The following is a 16,966-nucleotide window of genomic DNA, read 5'->3' as shown; positions in this document are numbered from 1 at the left end:
GCTAAGCCAACCAGAGTTCAACATCAGTGACGATAAAGTTGCCAGTGTAAATCGGGTGCGGTTTACCTATCGGTTCCAATTCAAAATATTGTTTGTGTTCCATAGGTAATGCTTCGTAACCCCCAATAACCTGATAAAGCCAGCTTTCGCTGTCCCAATCGAGTTGTTGTTGCTGTAAATACTCAAGCGCTGACTGACGCAAGCCTGAATCAATAATGGCGCAGAAATATTCATCCACAGCCACTTTAAGTGGATTGTCTGGAATATCAAAATCCTCGACTTCACTCATTTCAAAAGTCACATTGGTATCACGCGGAACAACAATACGTTCATCACGGCTGATGGCTTTAATTTGCGCCACCATTTGCAGCAAGTCAAACTCATGGTGAGGGTTGCTGATATCTACGTGAGCAGGCTTTAATATGGCCTCGGCATAGTTAAATAATGCGGGTATTTTGTTATGCGCGACATGGTTTTCTGGCTGATAATCAGGGTGTAAATCAGTGTGCAGTAACCAGCCTTTTAATAAGCGAGTACGGCCTTGAATTTGCCTAAAGCGCCCCAGTAACTCTAACAATCTGCCCTGAACAACACTCAGTTCTTGGGTGCAGTAGCTTAAGGTATCTTGCAAACTGGTCATCAATAAACGACGTAGTTCACGTATGTCTCCAGCAATTTCACCCAGCTCACTAAACTGGAACATTTCCAAACCGTTCAATAGCTCTGTCACTTGGCTTTGGGCTAATTCGTTTTCACGAATTTTGGCATTTACCGTGCCCACATAACCAAACTCATTATTAATTCGGCCCCACAAGACCCGAATGGAATAACGTAAACTGTCGGTAAAGCTGTAAACATGTTCACTTAAATCAGCTAAATACGCTTCTGCCGCGCCATAATCAACATTATAGCGGGCTTCTTTGTAGTGATCGGCTAAGGTTTTAATAGTGGCAAGCGCCGAGCCCACATTGGAGTCAATTTGGCGATTACGCTCATCACTTAAGCCTTCTTCTAGCAATGCCCGCACAGATCGTTTTAAACGCAGTTCTTGGTCAGGCTCAGGGCGCCAGAGTAAACCACTTTTTTTAAGCTTTTCAATCACCGCCGGATCGTGGCTTGAGTCACTGACCGAGCCTGCAAGGTACGCGTCCATGATCACATCGGCATGTCGCCCCAGTTGCTTAAGTAGCTTTACTCCAGCTTGATGCAAGTTGCTACTCATATCAACTCCCGCTGAGTGGCTGTTTCTGCTTGCGCCTCAAGGCTAAGCCCTTCTGTTTCATCAATAAAACGGATCACTTCATACAAGTAATCTAGCTTACCTGTGGCAATGTAAATCTGCTTTTCAGCATTCGGTTTAGTTAAATAACCCAGTTCAACCAAACGCTTGAACACCAACTTAATCTGACCATCAACATTATTGCTGCTTGAGCCGAACAAACGATAATGACTTAACTTGGTTAATTGCTCACTAAAAGCCGGGGTATCTTCAATGCGTGCCTGTAACTCGGTTAAACGAATCGGCGCGCCTTCACTTAATGGTGCATCTTGGCCGCTGGCTTCTTGCACTAACACCAGCCACTCAACGAGGGGAATAAGCGCTGAGCAAATTTCTTTAAATTGGCTCGAAACCACTTTGCGCTCGGCTTCTCCTAACTGCAGATAGCCACAAAAAAATACTTCGCCTTCACCTGCACTGGCAATGGTGCGGTTAATTTGGTTTAAGTAGGTTTCAACCCGTTCACGGGTACTGTTATTTTTTAATGCACGCCACCCTTCTTCATTGGTGACTCGGCAGATAAACTCGCCACGCAGTAGTTGCTCAATAATGGCCCCTGCGCCCACTAATACAGTATCGTTATCATAAACGTCGCTGGTCATTATGCTAACTCCTCTGTTTTAGCGTTGTGCTGGTTTAAACGTTCAGCCAAAGGGTTAGCTTTAGGTTTAACCACTTGTAATTTTTTAGTCTGTTTATTGATGATATAGCGATTAGCAAACAAATTAAGCACTTCAGATTCTGGGTTTGGGAATGCCCCTAACACACTGATATTGTTGTTTTCGCAGGCATCAAATATCTTCTTCACATTGGTGTGATGTAAAGTGCCTAGCTCGTCAATCGGCCAATGAATAGTCACATCGGCTTTACCACGTAATAATCGGGTAAATGCCAGTAAGAATTTACATAAAATTAAGTAAGCCATACCGTGACTGGATGATTCATTTAACTGGCGGTCGGTACGGATAATCAGATCGCTGTTGCCCTCTTTCAGGCGCAACTCAATCTCCAATAGCTTAGCGATCCCTCCGGTTAATGCCGCACGCCCAATAATATCTAGCGCTCGGCGCATACTATTAGTGTAATGCTCATCAGGCAATGTGCTGAAGTTGTCCGCTTTCCAGGCTTTAAAAGCTTTAACAAACACTTCAAGCTCAGGCCAGAACTCTAATTCACTGATGCGCGAACGAATTCGTACCGCAGATTCAGAAACCCCATCAAGGAATAGCTCTTCGCCCACTTCACGGGTGATACGGGCACTTTGTGAGGCAATACGGCGATCGATGTCGGCAAGCACATCATAAAATGCTGTTAAATCAACACCAAAAATACGTCCCTGCTCACGAATGGCCATTAACGATTGCGGTACCATCACATTCAATAACTGCTCTAACTGTGGCACTAGTTTGCGATAGTCAAGTAAGCGAATACCCTTATCGTTTACAAAACTAGATTCTTCGCGCGCGCGCTCCCAAAACTCAGCAAGACTTGAACCAGACTTACTCGCAATCACGCTATCGAAATGCTCAATGTATTGTTTCACTGAGCCAAGTAAATAATCTCTTTTTAATAATAAATCTTCACCCTGACGTAGACGCTCACCAATCCCGCCACTGGCCTCTTCATTATTGGCTGGTAGTTTTAAATCTGCCAGTTTACGCATCACGGCCCGCAGTTTTGTGAGGTTTTCAGAGGCTTCTACCTGCGCGGCATCGGACGCCTTACGCTGAGTTTCTAACTCAGTTCGACGATTTTTAATCTCTTGGGTTTTATTTTTTAATTGCTGTTCAAGTGCTAATGCCGCACGCTTGACATCGGCAAGTTGAGTTTGCAGCTTAGGCTTTCTTGCTAACCAGGTATGTTGATACCAATCGTCATAGCGTAAGACATCACTGCGACGTTGCTCGGCAGTGCTGATTTTGCTTTCTAAATCACGAATTTCTCGCTTAAGCGCCAAAATGGCATCTTCATCAACACCACGGGATTTAAGTTCGTTTTTGTACCAGGTTTCACAGGCTTTTTGTTCAGTTTTAGCATTACTGCGACGCTGTTCAATATTGGCTTTAATTTGGCCGAGCTGATTATCAATCGCACCGACCACTTCTTGCCAGTAGGCATTTTTTTCCATGCGCGCTTCAAGTGCTTGCGACTTTTGCTCGCTAAGCCATTCTAGATGTTGGTTTTTAAGCTGTTTAAGCTCATTATCCAACTGCACCAAACGCTGACTTGACTCGGCCTTACGCGCGGTTACAGCCTGATCGATACGTTGCTGTTCACTGCGTTTTTCATCAAATAAACGGCGTAAATCTTCACGACTATTTTTATATGCCGTACGTGCAAAGGTGAGCTCACGATTAAGTTTATCTAGCGCATCATTCATGGCCACTAGTTGATCTTCATGCTCTGCTTGCAGCTCTTGGGCACTTTTAAGGGCCTCTTCAGCTTTAGCTAAACGAATGCGTAAGTCTTGTTCAGACTGCGCGTACTCAGGCACGTCAATTGCTTTTAAATCAATATGAACCCCAAACAGCGCATCACCTTCCTGGTTCGCTAAACTGGGGTGTAAGTCGGTGCGATGCAATAACTCGGGGGCGATCACTTTACCAAATGATTGTTCCCAGCCCTGGGCTTCTTTGCGCAAAAACTCCAGTAAAGTATGTGATTGCGGGAACAACATATGATGAATTTCATCTTTAGCTTGCTCACGTTCGTTCACACGTATGCTAGCAATGCGCAATGATTCATTAGCTTGATCGCGCTTAGCCCTTTGCTTGCGTTCATCTATGGTAAGACGCTCTACTTTTTGATTACAGCTTTCTTGCTCTTCATCGGCAAGCGCAATCCGCTCATCAAAAATGGCTAAACGCAGCTTTTCATCTTCAGTGTACGAAACACTCTCAACCTGATGCTTTAATTGGGCGGCGGTTAATTTTAACTGATATTCTTGCTCGCTAAATTTAGCTTTGCCTGCATCGCTTTGATCACGCCAAAATGTGTCTAACTTAGCTAAATCATCATTGGCAAGCTCACGCTGCGCATCGCGGCTTTCTCGCTGAGTGTCTTGATCTTTATGTAAACTTTCTAATTCGCGATGTAATTGTTCGGCAATTTTTGAACGCCGGGCATTAAAAGCAGCTTCGATGTCTTGGTGTTTTTCAGTTTGTAATTTATGACGTTCATTAAGATTTTCAACGTCCTGACGCCAGCTTGGCAAGCTATCTAAATCCGCTTTTGCTTGATCGATATCGGCATCTAAAAATGCACCATGCTGCTCTTCTATTACATCTAATTCATGTTCAAATTTTTGCGAGTCACCTTTTGCCGATGAGATCTCTTCATGTAACTCATCACGAATGTCCTTCCACTCTTCATCTAACATTTTGAGTTTAAGGTTTAATTCTTTAGCTAAGGTTTGATTAGCATCTTGGCGATCGGCTTCTAAGGTTTCATCATGACGATAACCTCGGGCTAAACTCGATAACCGTAATTCCGCACTGAGTAATTGGTTAAACTCTTGTTCAAGCTTTTCAAATTCTGGGCGAATTTGCTCAAAACCTTGCACAAGTTGGCTTTCACGGATCCAAGACTCTACTCTTTGAGGGTTAAGTCGAGAGCTAGGTGGATTAACCCCATCTTCTTCCAAAATAGCGGCGATCATTGACTTAACCGTCTCCATCTTGCCTTCTTTGGAATGCACCGCTTTAGCCAATTTTTCAATATGACGAAGCGAGTGTTCACTGTCACACAAAGAGAATTGCCGCGCGTAAGTTCGCAGCTCATTTCGATTGCCTCCCGTATTTAGCAGACTGCGATCATTCTGGATAATCGCTCTAAACTCACGGGTGTTTAATAAGTTTGTATGGGCAACCCCTTGGCGTTTAACCTCACGGCCAAGCTCAGCCATTGAATGACAAATTATCGTATCGCCATTACGACTTTTAACGTAATCCTCAAGCTCAAACCCACGGGCAATAAAGCGATAGTTGACCCCTTTACCATCGCCTGCCGACGCTAATACGGCCTGATAAAGTAACCCATCATCTTTTTGGTATTCATAAATAATGTAACTGGAATCGTGTGGCAAATACCAACGCTCAAAACTATCGCGGGTTGATGGCACCACCCGGCTAGGGTATTCACCATAAAAAACCGGAACTAGACGTTGCAAAGTGGTTTTACCGGAGGCATTGGTACCACAAATATTGGTATGGCCGTTTAACGCTAATTCAACAACACCAGGCAGGTGAGTATTAATAAGCACGATTCTAATCAAACTTGGCATGGGAGTCCTTTATAAAACAAAACCAGCGATTCAATTCACTTCAGCTAAAGCCGCTTGGGTTAACGCAAAACATAAAACAAAAGATGGGCTTTAAGGTAAATTAAACCGCAATGTATGGCAATGGCATTACAGCATTGGATCATACTGCAAATTCATTCTAGATGGAGGTTAACAAAGTAGCAGTCAATGCAAAATTGGCAAAAATTACCAGCCAATGGAAGAGATGAATCAACGAAAAGATTTTAACAAAAATCTATAATGCAGCATTGATACTAGGGCGTGTTTATCTTTGTTGATAAATTATGCAGCAGGCTATTTTTCTGTGAGGCAATCACAAATGAACGTCGTTTTCGCGTTTTTACAAACGAAAATGCGCGGTGATTTATTACCATTGGTATGAAGTTAAAGTACGACTTCAACCATAGCTTAGCCTCACTTTCATTTCACCCATAAAAAAACACCGCCTATAGGCGGTGTTCATTTAAAGCGTTAGCAATAATTAAGCTTCTGCAACAACAGAAATCTTAACGATAGCTTTAACTTCAGTGTGTACTTGTACTTCAACTTCGAAGTCACCAGTAGTGCGTAAAGCACCTAAAGGTAAACGAACTTCAGATTTAGCAAGTTCAACGCCTGCTGCAGTAACTGCATCAGCGATGTCACGGTTGCCAACTGAACCGAACAATTTACCTTCATCACCTGCTTTAGAAGCGATAACAACGCCTTCTAATGCAGCTAATTTTTCAGCACGTGCAGTCGCTGTAGCTAAGTCAGCAGCTAATTTAGCTTCTAATTCAGCACGACGAGCTTCAAATACTTCAATGTTTGCAGCGTTAGCAACAACAGCCTTACCAAATGGTAAAAGGAAGTTACGTGCATAACCCGCTTTAACTGAAACTTGGTCGCCTAAGCTACCTAAGTTTGCGATTTTATCTAGCAGAATAACGTTCATTATCTAATCCTCTATATTCGATTAAGAATTAATACTGCAATTACTGATGTAAATCAGTGTATGGCAGTAGAGAAAGATAACGAGCACGCTTGATAGCGCGAGCTAGTTGGCGTTGATATTTAGCACTAGTACCAGTGATACGGCTAGGAACAATCTTGCCGCTTTCAGTGATGTAGTTCTTTAATGTTACAATATCTTTGTAATCAATTTCTGTTACGCCTTCAGATGTGAAGCGACAGAACTTGCGACGACGGAAATAACGTGCCATGTTGACAGTCTCCTAAGTTTTCAATTCGACATTTTCAGCATGCAGTACCAAACGGTTTTGACCATTTCGTCCTTGTTGGAGTGAAAGAAACCCTTCAACTTCAACGTGCACACCTGCTTTTAATTTATCTGCTACGCTATTAAAGCGTGGACCACTCAACACCACTTGTATAAGGCAGTATACGTTTCGTAATAAGTCTGCATCATACTTCTGTGACTTATGCTCTAGCGTAATAATCGTATGATTGATCCCGCTGGGGCTACTCATTTGTTTTGAACGCGTAATGGTTCCAAACAAGGTTAAGTGATTATTCACAGAAAAAATTATTCAGCGTTTTCTTCAGCGCTTTCTTCTTCTACACGGTCATCAGAAGTTGAACGACGTGAATCACGCTCATCTCTTGCTTTTGCCATTGGAGAAGCTTCAGTAACGGCAACTTTAGTGCGCATTACCATGTTACGCAGAACAGCGTCGTTGAAACGGAAAGCTGTTTCTAACTCTTCGATAGACTCTGCAGTGGCTTCTACGTTCATAAGAACATAGTGAGCTTTATGTAGGTCTTGAATCGGGTAAGCCAATTGACGGCGGCCCCAATCTTCTAAACGTGTAACTGAACCGTTTGCAGCGGTGATAACACCGGTGTAACGCTCAATCATACCTGGGACTTGTTCACTTTGATCTGGGTGAACCATAAATACGATTTCATAATGACGCATTTATTGCTCCTTACGGTTAAGTAGCCTCGTTTGGCTCAGTCAGACCAAGTTTGAGGCAAGGAACGAATTAAAGTGACTGATTTGAGCGCGCGATAATACAGAAACTCTTATCCAAACTCAAGTAATAAAGTATTCTTTCCTGCGTTATTGAATACAGGTATCATAAGGCCCAGTTGAATTTAGCTTGTGCCAAATAAAAAGAATTAGTGATCCTCATGAAAAAAGCGCTATCCATCTGCTGTTTACTCGCCTTGTCCCCTTCTGCATGGGCATTGGTGCCACCAGATTATCAAGAGCCTGATAATGATTTTAATGCTGAAATCGAAGCGGGTTTACAACTTAACAGTGGTAACAATGAAACCAAAAACTTTAATGGTCGCACTTATCTTACCTACGACACGCTAAAGACTAAGCAAGAGGGTACTTTTAAAGCTTACTATGCTGCTGACGGCACTGAAGCAACAGCAGAAAAATATGAAATGTATTTACAGACCAACTATAAGTTAGATCGCGGTTATGTATTTGGACGGGGTGAATTCACTTGGGATGAATACGGTTCATATACCAAAATCTATACAATCTCTAGCGGTTATGGTTTTGATTTAATTAAAAATAATAAAACAAAACTGAGTTTAGAATTCGGTCCTGGTTATCGATATGATTTACCTACGGATTCCGTTTCCGAACCGAACCCAGTTTCCAACGAAGATATCATTGTTCGTTCTGCTGCTAAATACTCAATAAAACTGCAAGAATACACCAGTCTAAATGCCGATGTTACCGCTGAAACAGGTCGTGAAAATAATACCTTGACCTTAGACATGAATTACCGAAATACCTTTATTCAAGACTGGGCATTTAAAATTGGGGTTAACATCAAATATACCGCAGATGTGCCTGAAGACAGCCAGAAAACCGATACTGTGACCACGTTTAACTTGCTTTATACGTTCCAGTAAAGCACCACCATTCAACTGAGTGATAACCAACCCAATAGAGGCAGTGTGATGACCAGTCCACTACGTAGTTTCACCTCGTTATACAGTACCACTTTCATGATGGTGCTTGCCGCCGGTCTGCTTACAACCTACTTAGGGTTAAAACTCACAACAATGGAAGTCCCACAAATATGGGTGGGGGGCATGATGTCCGCTTACTATATTGGCTTGGTTTGTGGTTCAAAAGTAGGACACAAACTGATTGCACAGGTGGGACATATTAGGGCTTTTGTGGCGTGTGCGGGTGTAGTGACAGCCTCAGCATTAGGGCACGCGTTAATTGAAGATCTCACCATTTGGCTAGTGTTACGTGTATTAGTTGGCATGGGTATGATGTGCCAGTATATGGTACTTGAAAGCTGGCTTAACGAACAATCTGAGCCTAGCCAGCGCGGCACTGTTTTTGCCAGTTATATGATAGTGTCTTACTTAGCGTTAATGGCGGGACAAGGAGCAATTAGTTTATATCCAGAACTTGGCCTAGAACCACTGTTGCTTATCGCCATTTGTTTTGCTCTATGTATCGTACCCATCGCGATAACTCGACGTATTCACCCTGAACCTCTTACACCTGCTCCGCTTAACATGAAGCATTACTGGAAACGTGCCCCGCAAGCGCTAACAACCATAGCCTTAGGCAGCATGATAGTAGGGTGTTTCTATGGGCTTGCACCTGCTTATGCTGCAGCCCAAGGAATTGAGCCTCAATCTGTGGCCCTTTATATGAGCTGTACCATTTTTGCCGGTTTACTTGCGCAATGGCCGATGGGTAAACTGTCTGATTTAATGCCTCGCAGTCGACTCATTCGCATTAACTGTGGCCTACTGGGTACCTTAGTGTTGATTATTGCCTTAGTCCCCTTTGATGCCCAAATCTCGTTAGTATTAACCGCGATATTCGGAGTGCTGGCTTTTACGCTTTACCCTTTGGCTACCGCATTGGCTAACTCACGCGTGGAGCAACATGAACGTGTTGGCTTATCCGCGACCATTTTAGTGACCTTCGGGATCGGTGCCAGTATTGGTCCTCTTATCGCTTCGGCACTGATGCAACAAATTGGTAATGATATGCTCTACGGCTTTATGAGCATATGTGCTTTTACTTTAGTGATCCGTTTATTGTTCATTAATAACAAGCAAAAAGCTGAACAAGGGTCTAGCAATGATTATGTGATGGCTGGAGGCGATTTAGTGTCATCCCCTTTAGCGGCAGCTTTTGACCCTAGAGTAAATGTGCAATCAGTACAGAACCAAATGATAAATCCAGAAGATGACGCATTTGATATGCTAGGCCAAGAAGACACCTTAGAAGACGAGCCTGACTATTCGCAAGTGACTGATATTGAAAACGATGATGATATTGTGGAGCAACCATTAGGGTCTTCAACTAAATCAACCGATAAATAAATCTCACTTTGATAGAAATAAAAAATCCACCTTCTGAAGTAGGTGGTTTATGGGCTGAAAATAAAAAAGCGAGCTTGATGCTCGCTTTTTTATAGCAATGATGATTGTTATACCCATAACGATAAGTCAGTAATCAAAAATAGCGTAGAAAAAAAAGCTTGAGAACAAGGTAGGTTTTTCGATAAGTAGTTATTCTACAATTAAAAAATCTCACGCTGTTATCGAGTATTTTAACAAGCTAGGTTGATCAGTTATTTATTACGATTGGTATTAGTTAGCTAAACGCTGGCGCACAGCTTCAAACAAACATACCCCTGTTGCCACCGAGACATTTAAGCTTGAAACACTGCCAGCCATTGGAATTGAGATTAACGAATCACAACTTTCACGCGTTAGGCGACGTAAACCTTTGCCTTCAGCCCCCATTGCAATGGCTAATGCGCCTTTCAAGTCAGCCTGATAAACATTGTTATCGGCTTCACCGGCTGTACCGACAATCCATACGCCTTTTTCTTGAATATGACGCATAGTACGGGCCAAATTGGTCACTTGAAATAATGGCACAATTTCAGCAGCACCACAGGCCACTTTGCTAACCACAGATGTCAGGCCTACCGAATTATCCTTAGGCACTATCACCCCATGTACACCAGCCGCATCAGCATTACGTAAACAGGCACCTAAATTGTGTGGATCGGTTACACCATCTAAGATTAACAAGAACGGAATTTTATCATCGGAGGTGAGCTTATTTAGTAAGCTGTCGAGCTCATTTTCAGCAAGCACTTTGGCCGCAGTCACACGAGCCACTACACCTTGATGTTGTGTGCTTTCTGCTTTTTCATCTAACACTTTTCGTGCTGCACGCTGAGACTTAAGGCCTGCTGCCTGAGCGGCCTCCACAATAGGGGCTAAACGTTCATCATCACGCCCTTGTAATAACCACAATTCAATGACACGTTCTGGGCTATTTTTTAATAAGGCTTCAACGGCGTGAATACCAAACATAATATCTTGTTTTTTCATTTAGCTTTTTCTCTTACTGCGTTTCGCACTGCCCGCTTTGGCGGCGGAGGCGCTATTATTTGATGACTTAGCCGTCGCTTTTTTGGGACCCGTTTTCTTTACTCTTGGCTTTTTAGCCGCAGTTTTTTTAGCCGTTCCTTTAGCCGCCGGAGTACGTTTCTCATCTGAAGTGGCCTTTTTCGCTCGCCCTTTTGGCGGCGTCTGAACATCTTTAGCACCACGCGCTAATTTGGCACCTTCTAAATTGACACGTTCACGCGCGGTTAACGGTTTCGCACTGCTGCGACGTTTACTTTTGCCTTTACTGTTATCGCCAATCATGATCAAATCAATTTGGCGATCATCTAAATTCACCGCAGCCACTTTGACACTCACTTCATCACCAACTTGGTAGACCTGGCGAGTGTTTTCACCCACCAAACGCTGACGCATCTGATCAAACTGATAGTAATCACTGGCTAAACTAGAAATATGCACCAAGCCATCAATAAAGAGATCGTTTAAGCGAACGAACAAACCAAAGTTAGTGACAGAGGCAATTACGGCATCAAAATCATCACCAACATGATCTTGCATATATTCACATTTAAGCCAATCGCTCACATCTCTAGTCGCTTCATCGGCACGGCGCTCAGTCATTGAGCACTCTTCACCTAAGGCATCAAGTTCCTCAAGACTGTATTTAAAGCCACCATCTTGGGTCCATTTATCTTTCACTTCCCCTTGTTGATTAGCTAATAAATACTTAATCACACGATGCAATATCAGATCGGGATAACGACGGATCGGCGAGGTAAAATGCGAGTACTCTTCTAATGCAAGCCCAAAATGACCATCATTATCAGGGCTGTAAATAGCCTGACGCATTGAGCGCAACAGCATTACCTGAATGAGTTCAGAATCCGGTCTGCCAGCAATTTTAAGCATGATATTTTGATAATCCGATGGCGTGGGTTCTAAACCACCCTCCATCGATAATCCACGCTCAGACAAGAACTCTTTAAAATTAGCCAGTTTTTGCTCTGAAGGCGCTTCATGCACACGGTATAACACTTCACCTTTGTGCTTTTTAACAAACTTAGCAGAGGCTACGTTTGCTAAAATCATACATTCTTCAATAATTTTATGTGCCTGATTACGGCCTCTTGGCACAATTTTATCAATCTTGCGCTGCTCATTGAAAATAAACTGGGTTTCTAAGGTTTCAAAAGCGATCGCACCACGTTCAGCTCTGCGCTCATCTAAGGTTAAATACAAAGATTGTAAGCACTGTAAGTGTGGGAACAATACTTCGTGCTCTGGGGCAATCGTGCCTCCCTCAAGCATGTCGGCAACTTGGGTATAAGTAAAACGCGCATGCGAGTGCATGACCGCTGGATAAAATTTATATCCAGATAGCTTGCCACTGGCGGCAATGGTCATTTCAGCCACCATGCACAATCTGTCAACATGGGGATTTAATGAGCACAGGCCATTAGAGATTTTCTCCGGCAACATTGGGATCACTTGTGATGGAAAATACACAGAGTTACCGCGCTCACGTGCTTCTGTATCCAATGCTGAATCGGTACGCACATAATGGCTTACATCGGCAATCGCCACCCATAAGCGCCAGCCACCGCTAGGTTTTTTCTCGGCATAAACAGCATCATCAAAATCACGTGCATCTTCACCATCAATCGTCACTAACGGCAAATGACGTAAATCAACACGACCTTGCTTATCTGAATCAGGCACTTCATCAGGAATGCGCTTCAGTTTTTTCTCGATAACCGCAGACCAAGTATGTGGAAGATCGTAATTACGTAATGCGATTTCGATTTCCATGCCCGGAGCCATGGTTTTACCTAACACTTCAGTCACTTTACCGGCAGCTTTGACAAAACGCCCAGGTCTTCTGGTTAATTCAACGACCACGACATCGCCGGCGCGAGCACCGTTTTTATCTTCATTGGCAATTAAAATTTCTTGGGTAATGCGTCGGTCATCAGCTATCACGAAAGCCATTCCACCATCAACATGGTAACGACCCACTAGTGCTGCACTGCGCTCTTGTACTAAACGCACAATTCGCGCTTCACGACGTCCTCGGCGATCGGTACCGGCTTTTTGAGCCAATACTTTATCCCCGTGAAAATACATCAGCATGTCACGGTTATTAATAAATAAATCGTCACCGCCTTCTTCAAGCTTTAAAAAGCCAAAACCATCTCGATGACCGATAATGGTACCGGATAATAAATCCATTTTTTCGGGTAAGCCATAGCTTTGACCACGGGTAAATACTAATTGACCATCACGTTCCATTGCACGCAAACGACGACGCAGGGCTTCTAATGGCTCTTCTGCGGTAATGTTTAATGCTTCAGCGATTTTGTCACGGGTAACCGGTGACTTTTGAGCGCGCAAGTATTCTAAAATATACTCGCGGCTAGGAATGGGATTGTCGTACTTGTCTTGCTCTCTCTCAAAATGAGGATCGTTGATCATTCAATTTCCAAATCATCGGCATATAAATGCCTTATTGCATATAAAGTTGTTGCTGCTGAGCCCTTTCAACAATACTTGTGGGCATTTTCACAGCAAGTTGTTGTAATAATGATGTCGCTTTTTTTTGCTGACTTTCATCATCAAAAATACTGTTATACAACCAATGATAACCCATTTCATAATCTTGTGGGCTACCATAACCTTCAGCAAACAGTTTGACTAACATCATGCGCGCATTGACATCACCATGTGCTGCTGCGGGTAATGTATATTGCACTGAGCGATTACGATCTTTAACCACTAATTTACCTTGGTAATAATAGTCGGCTAATTTAAGCATCGCTTCTGCGCTGCCTTGTTCTGCAGCGGTTTGTAACATGGCCATACCCCGAGCAGTATGTGCCTTGACACATACGCCGTGATTCAGCATTTCACCCCATAAAAACTGATATAGCGGCTGCTGTAATACTTCAGCTCTCGCTTCAATATCTTGTACTAACTGACATTCATCAACTTTAACGCGTTGAAGATATTGATTGCTGCGGATAAGCTTGATCAGTTGTTCATCACTGTATATGTCAAAAGCGCCAGATTCAGCCTTGGCAACCTCGACAGATGAACCGAGTAATAACATTAATATAAGCAGTAATGAAAGCCGTAACATAACAATTCTCGATGACAGTTTTATTAGTTAATTCATCGGCCGAACCATGGGTTTCTTAAGTCGTTTTGCCGTACTTTGTAACCGTGTCTCATTAAAAAGGCCGCTTAATGCGGCCTTTTTTGATATCGAAATTAGTTAAATGGATTAACTAAAATCATGGTCTCATTACGGTCTGGACCGGTTGAGATAATATCAATCGGTGTTTCTAAGAGCTCTTCAATACGCTTGATGTAGTTAATTGCTGCAACAGGTAGTTGCTCAATTGACGTCGCACCGTAGGTTGTTTCTTTCCAACCTGGCATACTTTCATAGATAGGTGTAACTTGCTCATAACCTTCAGCGGCTAATGGCGTTACTTTAGAAACAGTGCCATCTGGATATTGGTAACCCACACAGATTTTCACTTCTTCTAAACCATCTAATACATCAAGCTTAGTTAAACAGAAACCGCTTACGCTGTTGATTTGAACAGCACGGCGCATTGCCACTGCATCTAACCAACCTGGACGACGCTTACGACCTGTTGTAGCACCAAACTCTTGACCTTTTTCACCAATGTAATCACCAATTTCATTGGCTAATTCCGTTGGGAAAGGACCTGCACCTACACGGGTAGTGTAAGCTTTCATGATACCGAGTACATAATCAATATGACGAGGACCAAAACCTGAACCTGTAGCAACACCACCGGCTGTTGTATTAGAAGAGGTTACAAATGGATATGTACCGTGGTCGATATCCAATAATGTACCTTGAGCGCCTTCAAATAGAATTGGCTCACCTGCTTTACGGGCAGTATCTAATAGCTCAGTAACATCAACACACATGCTCTTCAGATAATCAGCAATCGCTAATGCATCGTCTAGTGTCTTTTGGTAATCAACCGCTTCTGCTTGATAGTATTCAGTCAACATGAAGTTATGGTACTTCATCACTTCTTGCAGTTTAGTAGCAAAAAGCTCTGCGTTGAATAAATCACCAACACGAAGACCGCGACGTGAAATCTTGTCTTCGTATGCAGGACCAATACCACGACCCGTTGTGCCAATAGCTTTATTACCGCGCGCTTTTTCGCGAGCAATATCAAGTGCACAATGGAAAGGTAAGATAAGCGGACATGCTTCTGAAATAAGTAAACGCTCTTCGACAGGTACGCCTCGCTCTTTCAGCATGTTGATTTCTTTCATCAACGCATCTGGAGCTAATACAACACCGTTACCGATCAAGCATTTTACGTTTTCACGTAAAATCCCTGACGGAATAAGATGAAGAACTGTTTTTGCACCATCGATCACCAAGGTATGACCGGCATTATGGCCGCCTTGGTAACGAACTACGAATTTTGCCTGTTCTGTTAAAAGGTCGACAATCTTACCTTTGCCTTCGTCACCCCATTGAGTGCCGAGTACGACTACGTTTTTGCCCATTATTTGCTGCAAGGTTGTGGTATAAAGTGGAATTTTAACAGATTTTAGGGGGTTGTAGGCAAGTTTTTTATTGAAAAATAATCAACAAAACGATACCCGCTGTGACTAAAGATCCACCTAAGCGTCTGAGAACATTTTGGTTTTCCCCGGAAAGCTTAAATAAATATTTTTTCCATTTTTGTGGAAAAAGTAACGGTCCAAGGCCTTCAAGGATCAATACTAAGGCTATTGCGGTTACAAAGAGCTGCAGTGTCATGTATTTTTATCTCTAATTCTATTGTGTTGATACTGAATTACAGTTAATAAGTGATCAAAAATAGCTAAGCAAAAGTGCATGATAACAAGGCAGATTTTTATGATAGGTCGTTATGCTAAAATCTAAAAATTTACGCCGTTATCGCCTCTTTTCTCAAGCCCTTTTAGACCATTATTTATGATGATGGGCATCGATGACAATGATAAATCGTTAGGCAATAAAAAACCCAGCATAAGCTGGGTTTTTTGCATTCCAAAAACGAATTAACGTTTTGAGAACTGTGGCTTACGACGTGCTTTACGTAGACCAACTTTCTTACGCTCAACTTTACGAGCATCACGGGTAACAAAACCAGCGGTACGTAGAGCAGGACGTAATGTTTCATCAAGTTGCATTAACGCACGAGTAATACCGTGACGAATTGCACCTGCTTGGCCAGTGATACCACCGCCTTTAACAGTTACATAGATGTCAAGTTTATCAGTCATTTCAACTAACTCTAAAGGTTGACGAACAACCATACGAGCAGTTTCACGACCAAAATATACATCTAGTGGACGTTGGTTAACAACGATTGCACCACTACCTGCTTTAGCGAATACGCGAGCAGTAGATGTTTTACGACGGCCAGTGCCGTAGTACTGAGTTGCAGACATTAGCTTACTCCCGTTTTAGATATCAAGAACTTGTGGTTGTTGTGCGGCATGGTTATGCTCAGTGCCAGCGTAAACTTTAAGTTTACGGAACATAGCACGGCCCAAAGGACCTTTTGGCAACATACCCTTAACAGCTTTCTCGATAATCATCTCAGGCTTATGAGCTTGCAGCTTCTCAAAAGAAATCTGCTTAATGCCACCGATGAAACCAGTGTGCGAGTAATAAATCTTGCCCGCAGCCTTGTTACCAGTAACAGTAACTTTCTCAGCGTTAATAACGATGATGTAATCACCAGTGTCAACATGAGGAGTATACTCTGGCTTATGCTTACCGCGTAAACGAGTAGCAATTTCAGTAGCGATACGACCTAAAGTCTTACCTTCGGCATCAACGACGAACCAGTCACGTGTGACTGTTTCTGGTGTAGCAGTAAATGTAGTCTTCATTTTTTACAAAAACCCAATGTTTAAAATTCTGTCTCACATGCCAATTGCGGTCGCAATTAACACAAAATGAACCGATTCTTGCCCCTTCGAGCATGAAT

16 protein-coding genes are annotated in these 16,966 nt (G+C 42.8%); 2 read left to right on the top strand and 14 right to left on the bottom strand.

What is annotated here, in order from left to right; all coding sequences use genetic code 11:
• Position 1: 1 nt before the first annotated feature.
• From OHT75_RS04930 to rpsF, 7 genes are all read right to left on the bottom strand, one after another.
• A complete protein-coding gene (locus tag OHT75_RS04930; RefSeq protein WP_264725356.1) occupies positions 2-1,222 on the bottom strand; it encodes a phosphoenolpyruvate carboxylase in 1,221 nt (406 codons plus the stop codon).
• Positions 1,219-1,881: a condensin complex protein MksE gene (locus OHT75_RS04925; RefSeq protein ID WP_264725355.1), complete on the bottom strand. Its 663-nt coding sequence runs from the start codon at positions 1,879-1,881 to the stop codon at positions 1,219-1,221. The genes OHT75_RS04930 and OHT75_RS04925 overlap by 4 nt, the downstream gene beginning before the upstream one ends.
• A complete protein-coding gene (locus OHT75_RS04920) occupies positions 1,881-5,561 on the bottom strand; it encodes an ATP-binding protein (protein ID WP_264725354.1) in 3,681 nt (1,226 codons plus the stop codon). Before OHT75_RS04920 ends, OHT75_RS04925 begins: the two co-directional genes overlap by 1 nt.
• Positions 5,562-6,060: 499 nt before the next feature.
• Positions 6,061-6,513: a 50S ribosomal protein L9 gene (gene rplI / locus OHT75_RS04915; protein ID WP_264725352.1), complete on the bottom strand. Its 453-nt coding sequence runs from the start codon at positions 6,511-6,513 to the stop codon at positions 6,061-6,063.
• Between the two features lie 40 nt (positions 6,514-6,553).
• On the bottom strand, positions 6,554-6,781 hold the full coding sequence (gene rpsR / locus OHT75_RS04910) for a 30S ribosomal protein S18 (protein ID WP_130598554.1): 228 nt from the start codon (positions 6,779-6,781) through the stop codon (positions 6,554-6,556).
• Positions 6,782-6,793: 12 nt separating this feature from the next.
• Positions 6,794-7,096, bottom strand: coding sequence for a primosomal replication protein N (gene priB, locus OHT75_RS04905; RefSeq protein ID WP_261298474.1), 303 nt, complete (start codon positions 7,094-7,096; stop codon positions 6,794-6,796).
• 8 nt (positions 7,097-7,104) lie between these two features.
• Positions 7,105-7,497, bottom strand: coding sequence for a 30S ribosomal protein S6 (gene rpsF / locus OHT75_RS04900; protein WP_264725348.1), 393 nt, complete (start codon positions 7,495-7,497; stop codon positions 7,105-7,107).
• A 215-nt stretch (positions 7,498-7,712) separates the two neighbouring features.
• Here rpsF and OHT75_RS04895 point away from each other — a divergent pair, with 215 nt between their 5' ends.
• The gene (locus OHT75_RS04895; RefSeq protein WP_264725347.1) at positions 7,713-8,456 is read left to right on the top strand and encodes a DUF481 domain-containing protein; all 744 of its coding nucleotides are present in this window, start codon (positions 7,713-7,715) and stop codon (positions 8,454-8,456) included.
• 48 nt (positions 8,457-8,504) lie between these two features.
• Positions 8,505-9,902 carry an MFS transporter gene (locus OHT75_RS04890; RefSeq protein ID WP_264725346.1) on the top strand — a complete coding sequence of 466 codons (1,398 nt, stop codon included), beginning with the start codon at positions 8,505-8,507 and terminating at the stop codon, positions 9,900-9,902.
• Positions 9,903-10,172: 270 nt separating this feature from the next.
• Here OHT75_RS04890 and rlmB read toward each other — a convergent pair whose 3' ends face one another.
• From rlmB to rplM, 7 genes are all read right to left on the bottom strand, one after another.
• On the bottom strand, positions 10,173-10,928 hold the full coding sequence (rlmB, locus tag OHT75_RS04885) for a 23S rRNA (guanosine(2251)-2'-O)-methyltransferase RlmB (RefSeq protein WP_264725344.1): 756 nt from the start codon (positions 10,926-10,928) through the stop codon (positions 10,173-10,175).
• Entirely contained in the window at positions 10,929-13,418 is a 2,490-nt protein-coding gene (rnr, locus tag OHT75_RS04880) for a ribonuclease R (protein WP_264725343.1), read from the bottom strand.
• Between the two features lie 31 nt (positions 13,419-13,449).
• Positions 13,450-14,082 carry a tetratricopeptide repeat protein gene (locus OHT75_RS04875; RefSeq protein WP_264725342.1) on the bottom strand — a complete coding sequence of 211 codons (633 nt, stop codon included), beginning with the start codon at positions 14,080-14,082 and terminating at the stop codon, positions 13,450-13,452.
• 131 nt (positions 14,083-14,213) lie between these two features.
• Entirely contained in the window at positions 14,214-15,509 is a 1,296-nt protein-coding gene (locus OHT75_RS04870) for an adenylosuccinate synthase (protein ID WP_264725341.1), read from the bottom strand.
• Between the two features lie 67 nt (positions 15,510-15,576).
• Complete coding sequence (locus tag OHT75_RS04865) at positions 15,577-15,765, bottom strand: DUF2065 domain-containing protein (RefSeq protein ID WP_264725340.1); 189 nt, start codon at positions 15,763-15,765, stop codon at positions 15,577-15,579.
• Between the two features lie 263 nt (positions 15,766-16,028).
• Positions 16,029-16,421, bottom strand: a complete 393-nt coding sequence (rpsI, locus tag OHT75_RS04860; protein ID WP_188840150.1) for a 30S ribosomal protein S9 — start codon at positions 16,419-16,421, stop codon at positions 16,029-16,031.
• A gap of 15 nt (positions 16,422-16,436) precedes the next feature.
• The gene (gene rplM / locus OHT75_RS04855; RefSeq protein WP_188840149.1) at positions 16,437-16,868 is read right to left on the bottom strand and encodes a 50S ribosomal protein L13; all 432 of its coding nucleotides are present in this window, start codon (positions 16,866-16,868) and stop codon (positions 16,437-16,439) included.
• Positions 16,869-16,966: the final 98 nt, after the last annotated feature.

The organism is Shewanella subflava (assembly GCF_025971955.1).
GTDB lineage: Bacteria > Pseudomonadota > Gammaproteobacteria > Enterobacterales > Shewanellaceae > Shewanella > Shewanella subflava.
This window is presented reverse-complemented; position numbering and strand designations above follow the sequence as displayed.

What these genes read in the sequence shown, in the direction of transcription:
- OHT75_RS04930 (WP_264725356.1), bottom strand. Translation starts at nt 1,222, where the DNA reads ATGAGTAGCAACTTGCATCAAGCTGGAGTAAAGCTACTTAAGCAACTG.
- OHT75_RS04925 (WP_264725355.1), bottom strand. Translation starts at nt 1,881, where the DNA reads ATGACCAGCGACGTTTATGATAACGATACTGTATTAGTGGGCGCAGGG.
- OHT75_RS04920 (WP_264725354.1), bottom strand. Translation starts at nt 5,561, where the DNA reads ATGCCAAGTTTGATTAGAATCGTGCTTATTAATACTCACCTGCCTGGT.
- rplI (WP_264725352.1), bottom strand. Translation starts at nt 6,513, where the DNA reads ATGAACGTTATTCTGCTAGATAAAATCGCAAACTTAGGTAGCTTAGGC.
- rpsR (WP_130598554.1), bottom strand. Translation starts at nt 6,781, where the DNA reads ATGGCACGTTATTTCCGTCGTCGCAAGTTCTGTCGCTTCACATCTGAA.
- rpsF (WP_264725348.1), bottom strand. Translation starts at nt 7,497, where the DNA reads ATGCGTCATTATGAAATCGTATTTATGGTTCACCCAGATCAAAGTGAA.
- OHT75_RS04895 (WP_264725347.1), top strand. Translation starts at nt 7,713, where the DNA reads ATGAAAAAAGCGCTATCCATCTGCTGTTTACTCGCCTTGTCCCCTTCT.
- OHT75_RS04890 (WP_264725346.1), top strand. Translation starts at nt 8,505, where the DNA reads ATGACCAGTCCACTACGTAGTTTCACCTCGTTATACAGTACCACTTTC.
- rlmB (WP_264725344.1), bottom strand. Translation starts at nt 10,928, where the DNA reads ATGAAAAAACAAGATATTATGTTTGGTATTCACGCCGTTGAAGCCTTA.
- rnr (WP_264725343.1), bottom strand. Translation starts at nt 13,418, where the DNA reads ATGATCAACGATCCTCATTTTGAGAGAGAGCAAGACAAGTACGACAAT.
- OHT75_RS04875 (WP_264725342.1), bottom strand. Translation starts at nt 14,082, where the DNA reads ATGTTACGGCTTTCATTACTGCTTATATTAATGTTATTACTCGGTTCA.
- OHT75_RS04870 (WP_264725341.1), bottom strand. Translation starts at nt 15,509, where the DNA reads ATGGGCAAAAACGTAGTCGTACTCGGCACTCAATGGGGTGACGAAGGC.
- OHT75_RS04865 (WP_264725340.1), bottom strand. Translation starts at nt 15,765, where the DNA reads ATGACACTGCAGCTCTTTGTAACCGCAATAGCCTTAGTATTGATCCTT.
- rpsI (WP_188840150.1), bottom strand. Translation starts at nt 16,421, where the DNA reads ATGTCTGCAACTCAGTACTACGGCACTGGCCGTCGTAAAACATCTACT.
- rplM (WP_188840149.1), bottom strand. Translation starts at nt 16,868, where the DNA reads ATGAAGACTACATTTACTGCTACACCAGAAACAGTCACACGTGACTGG.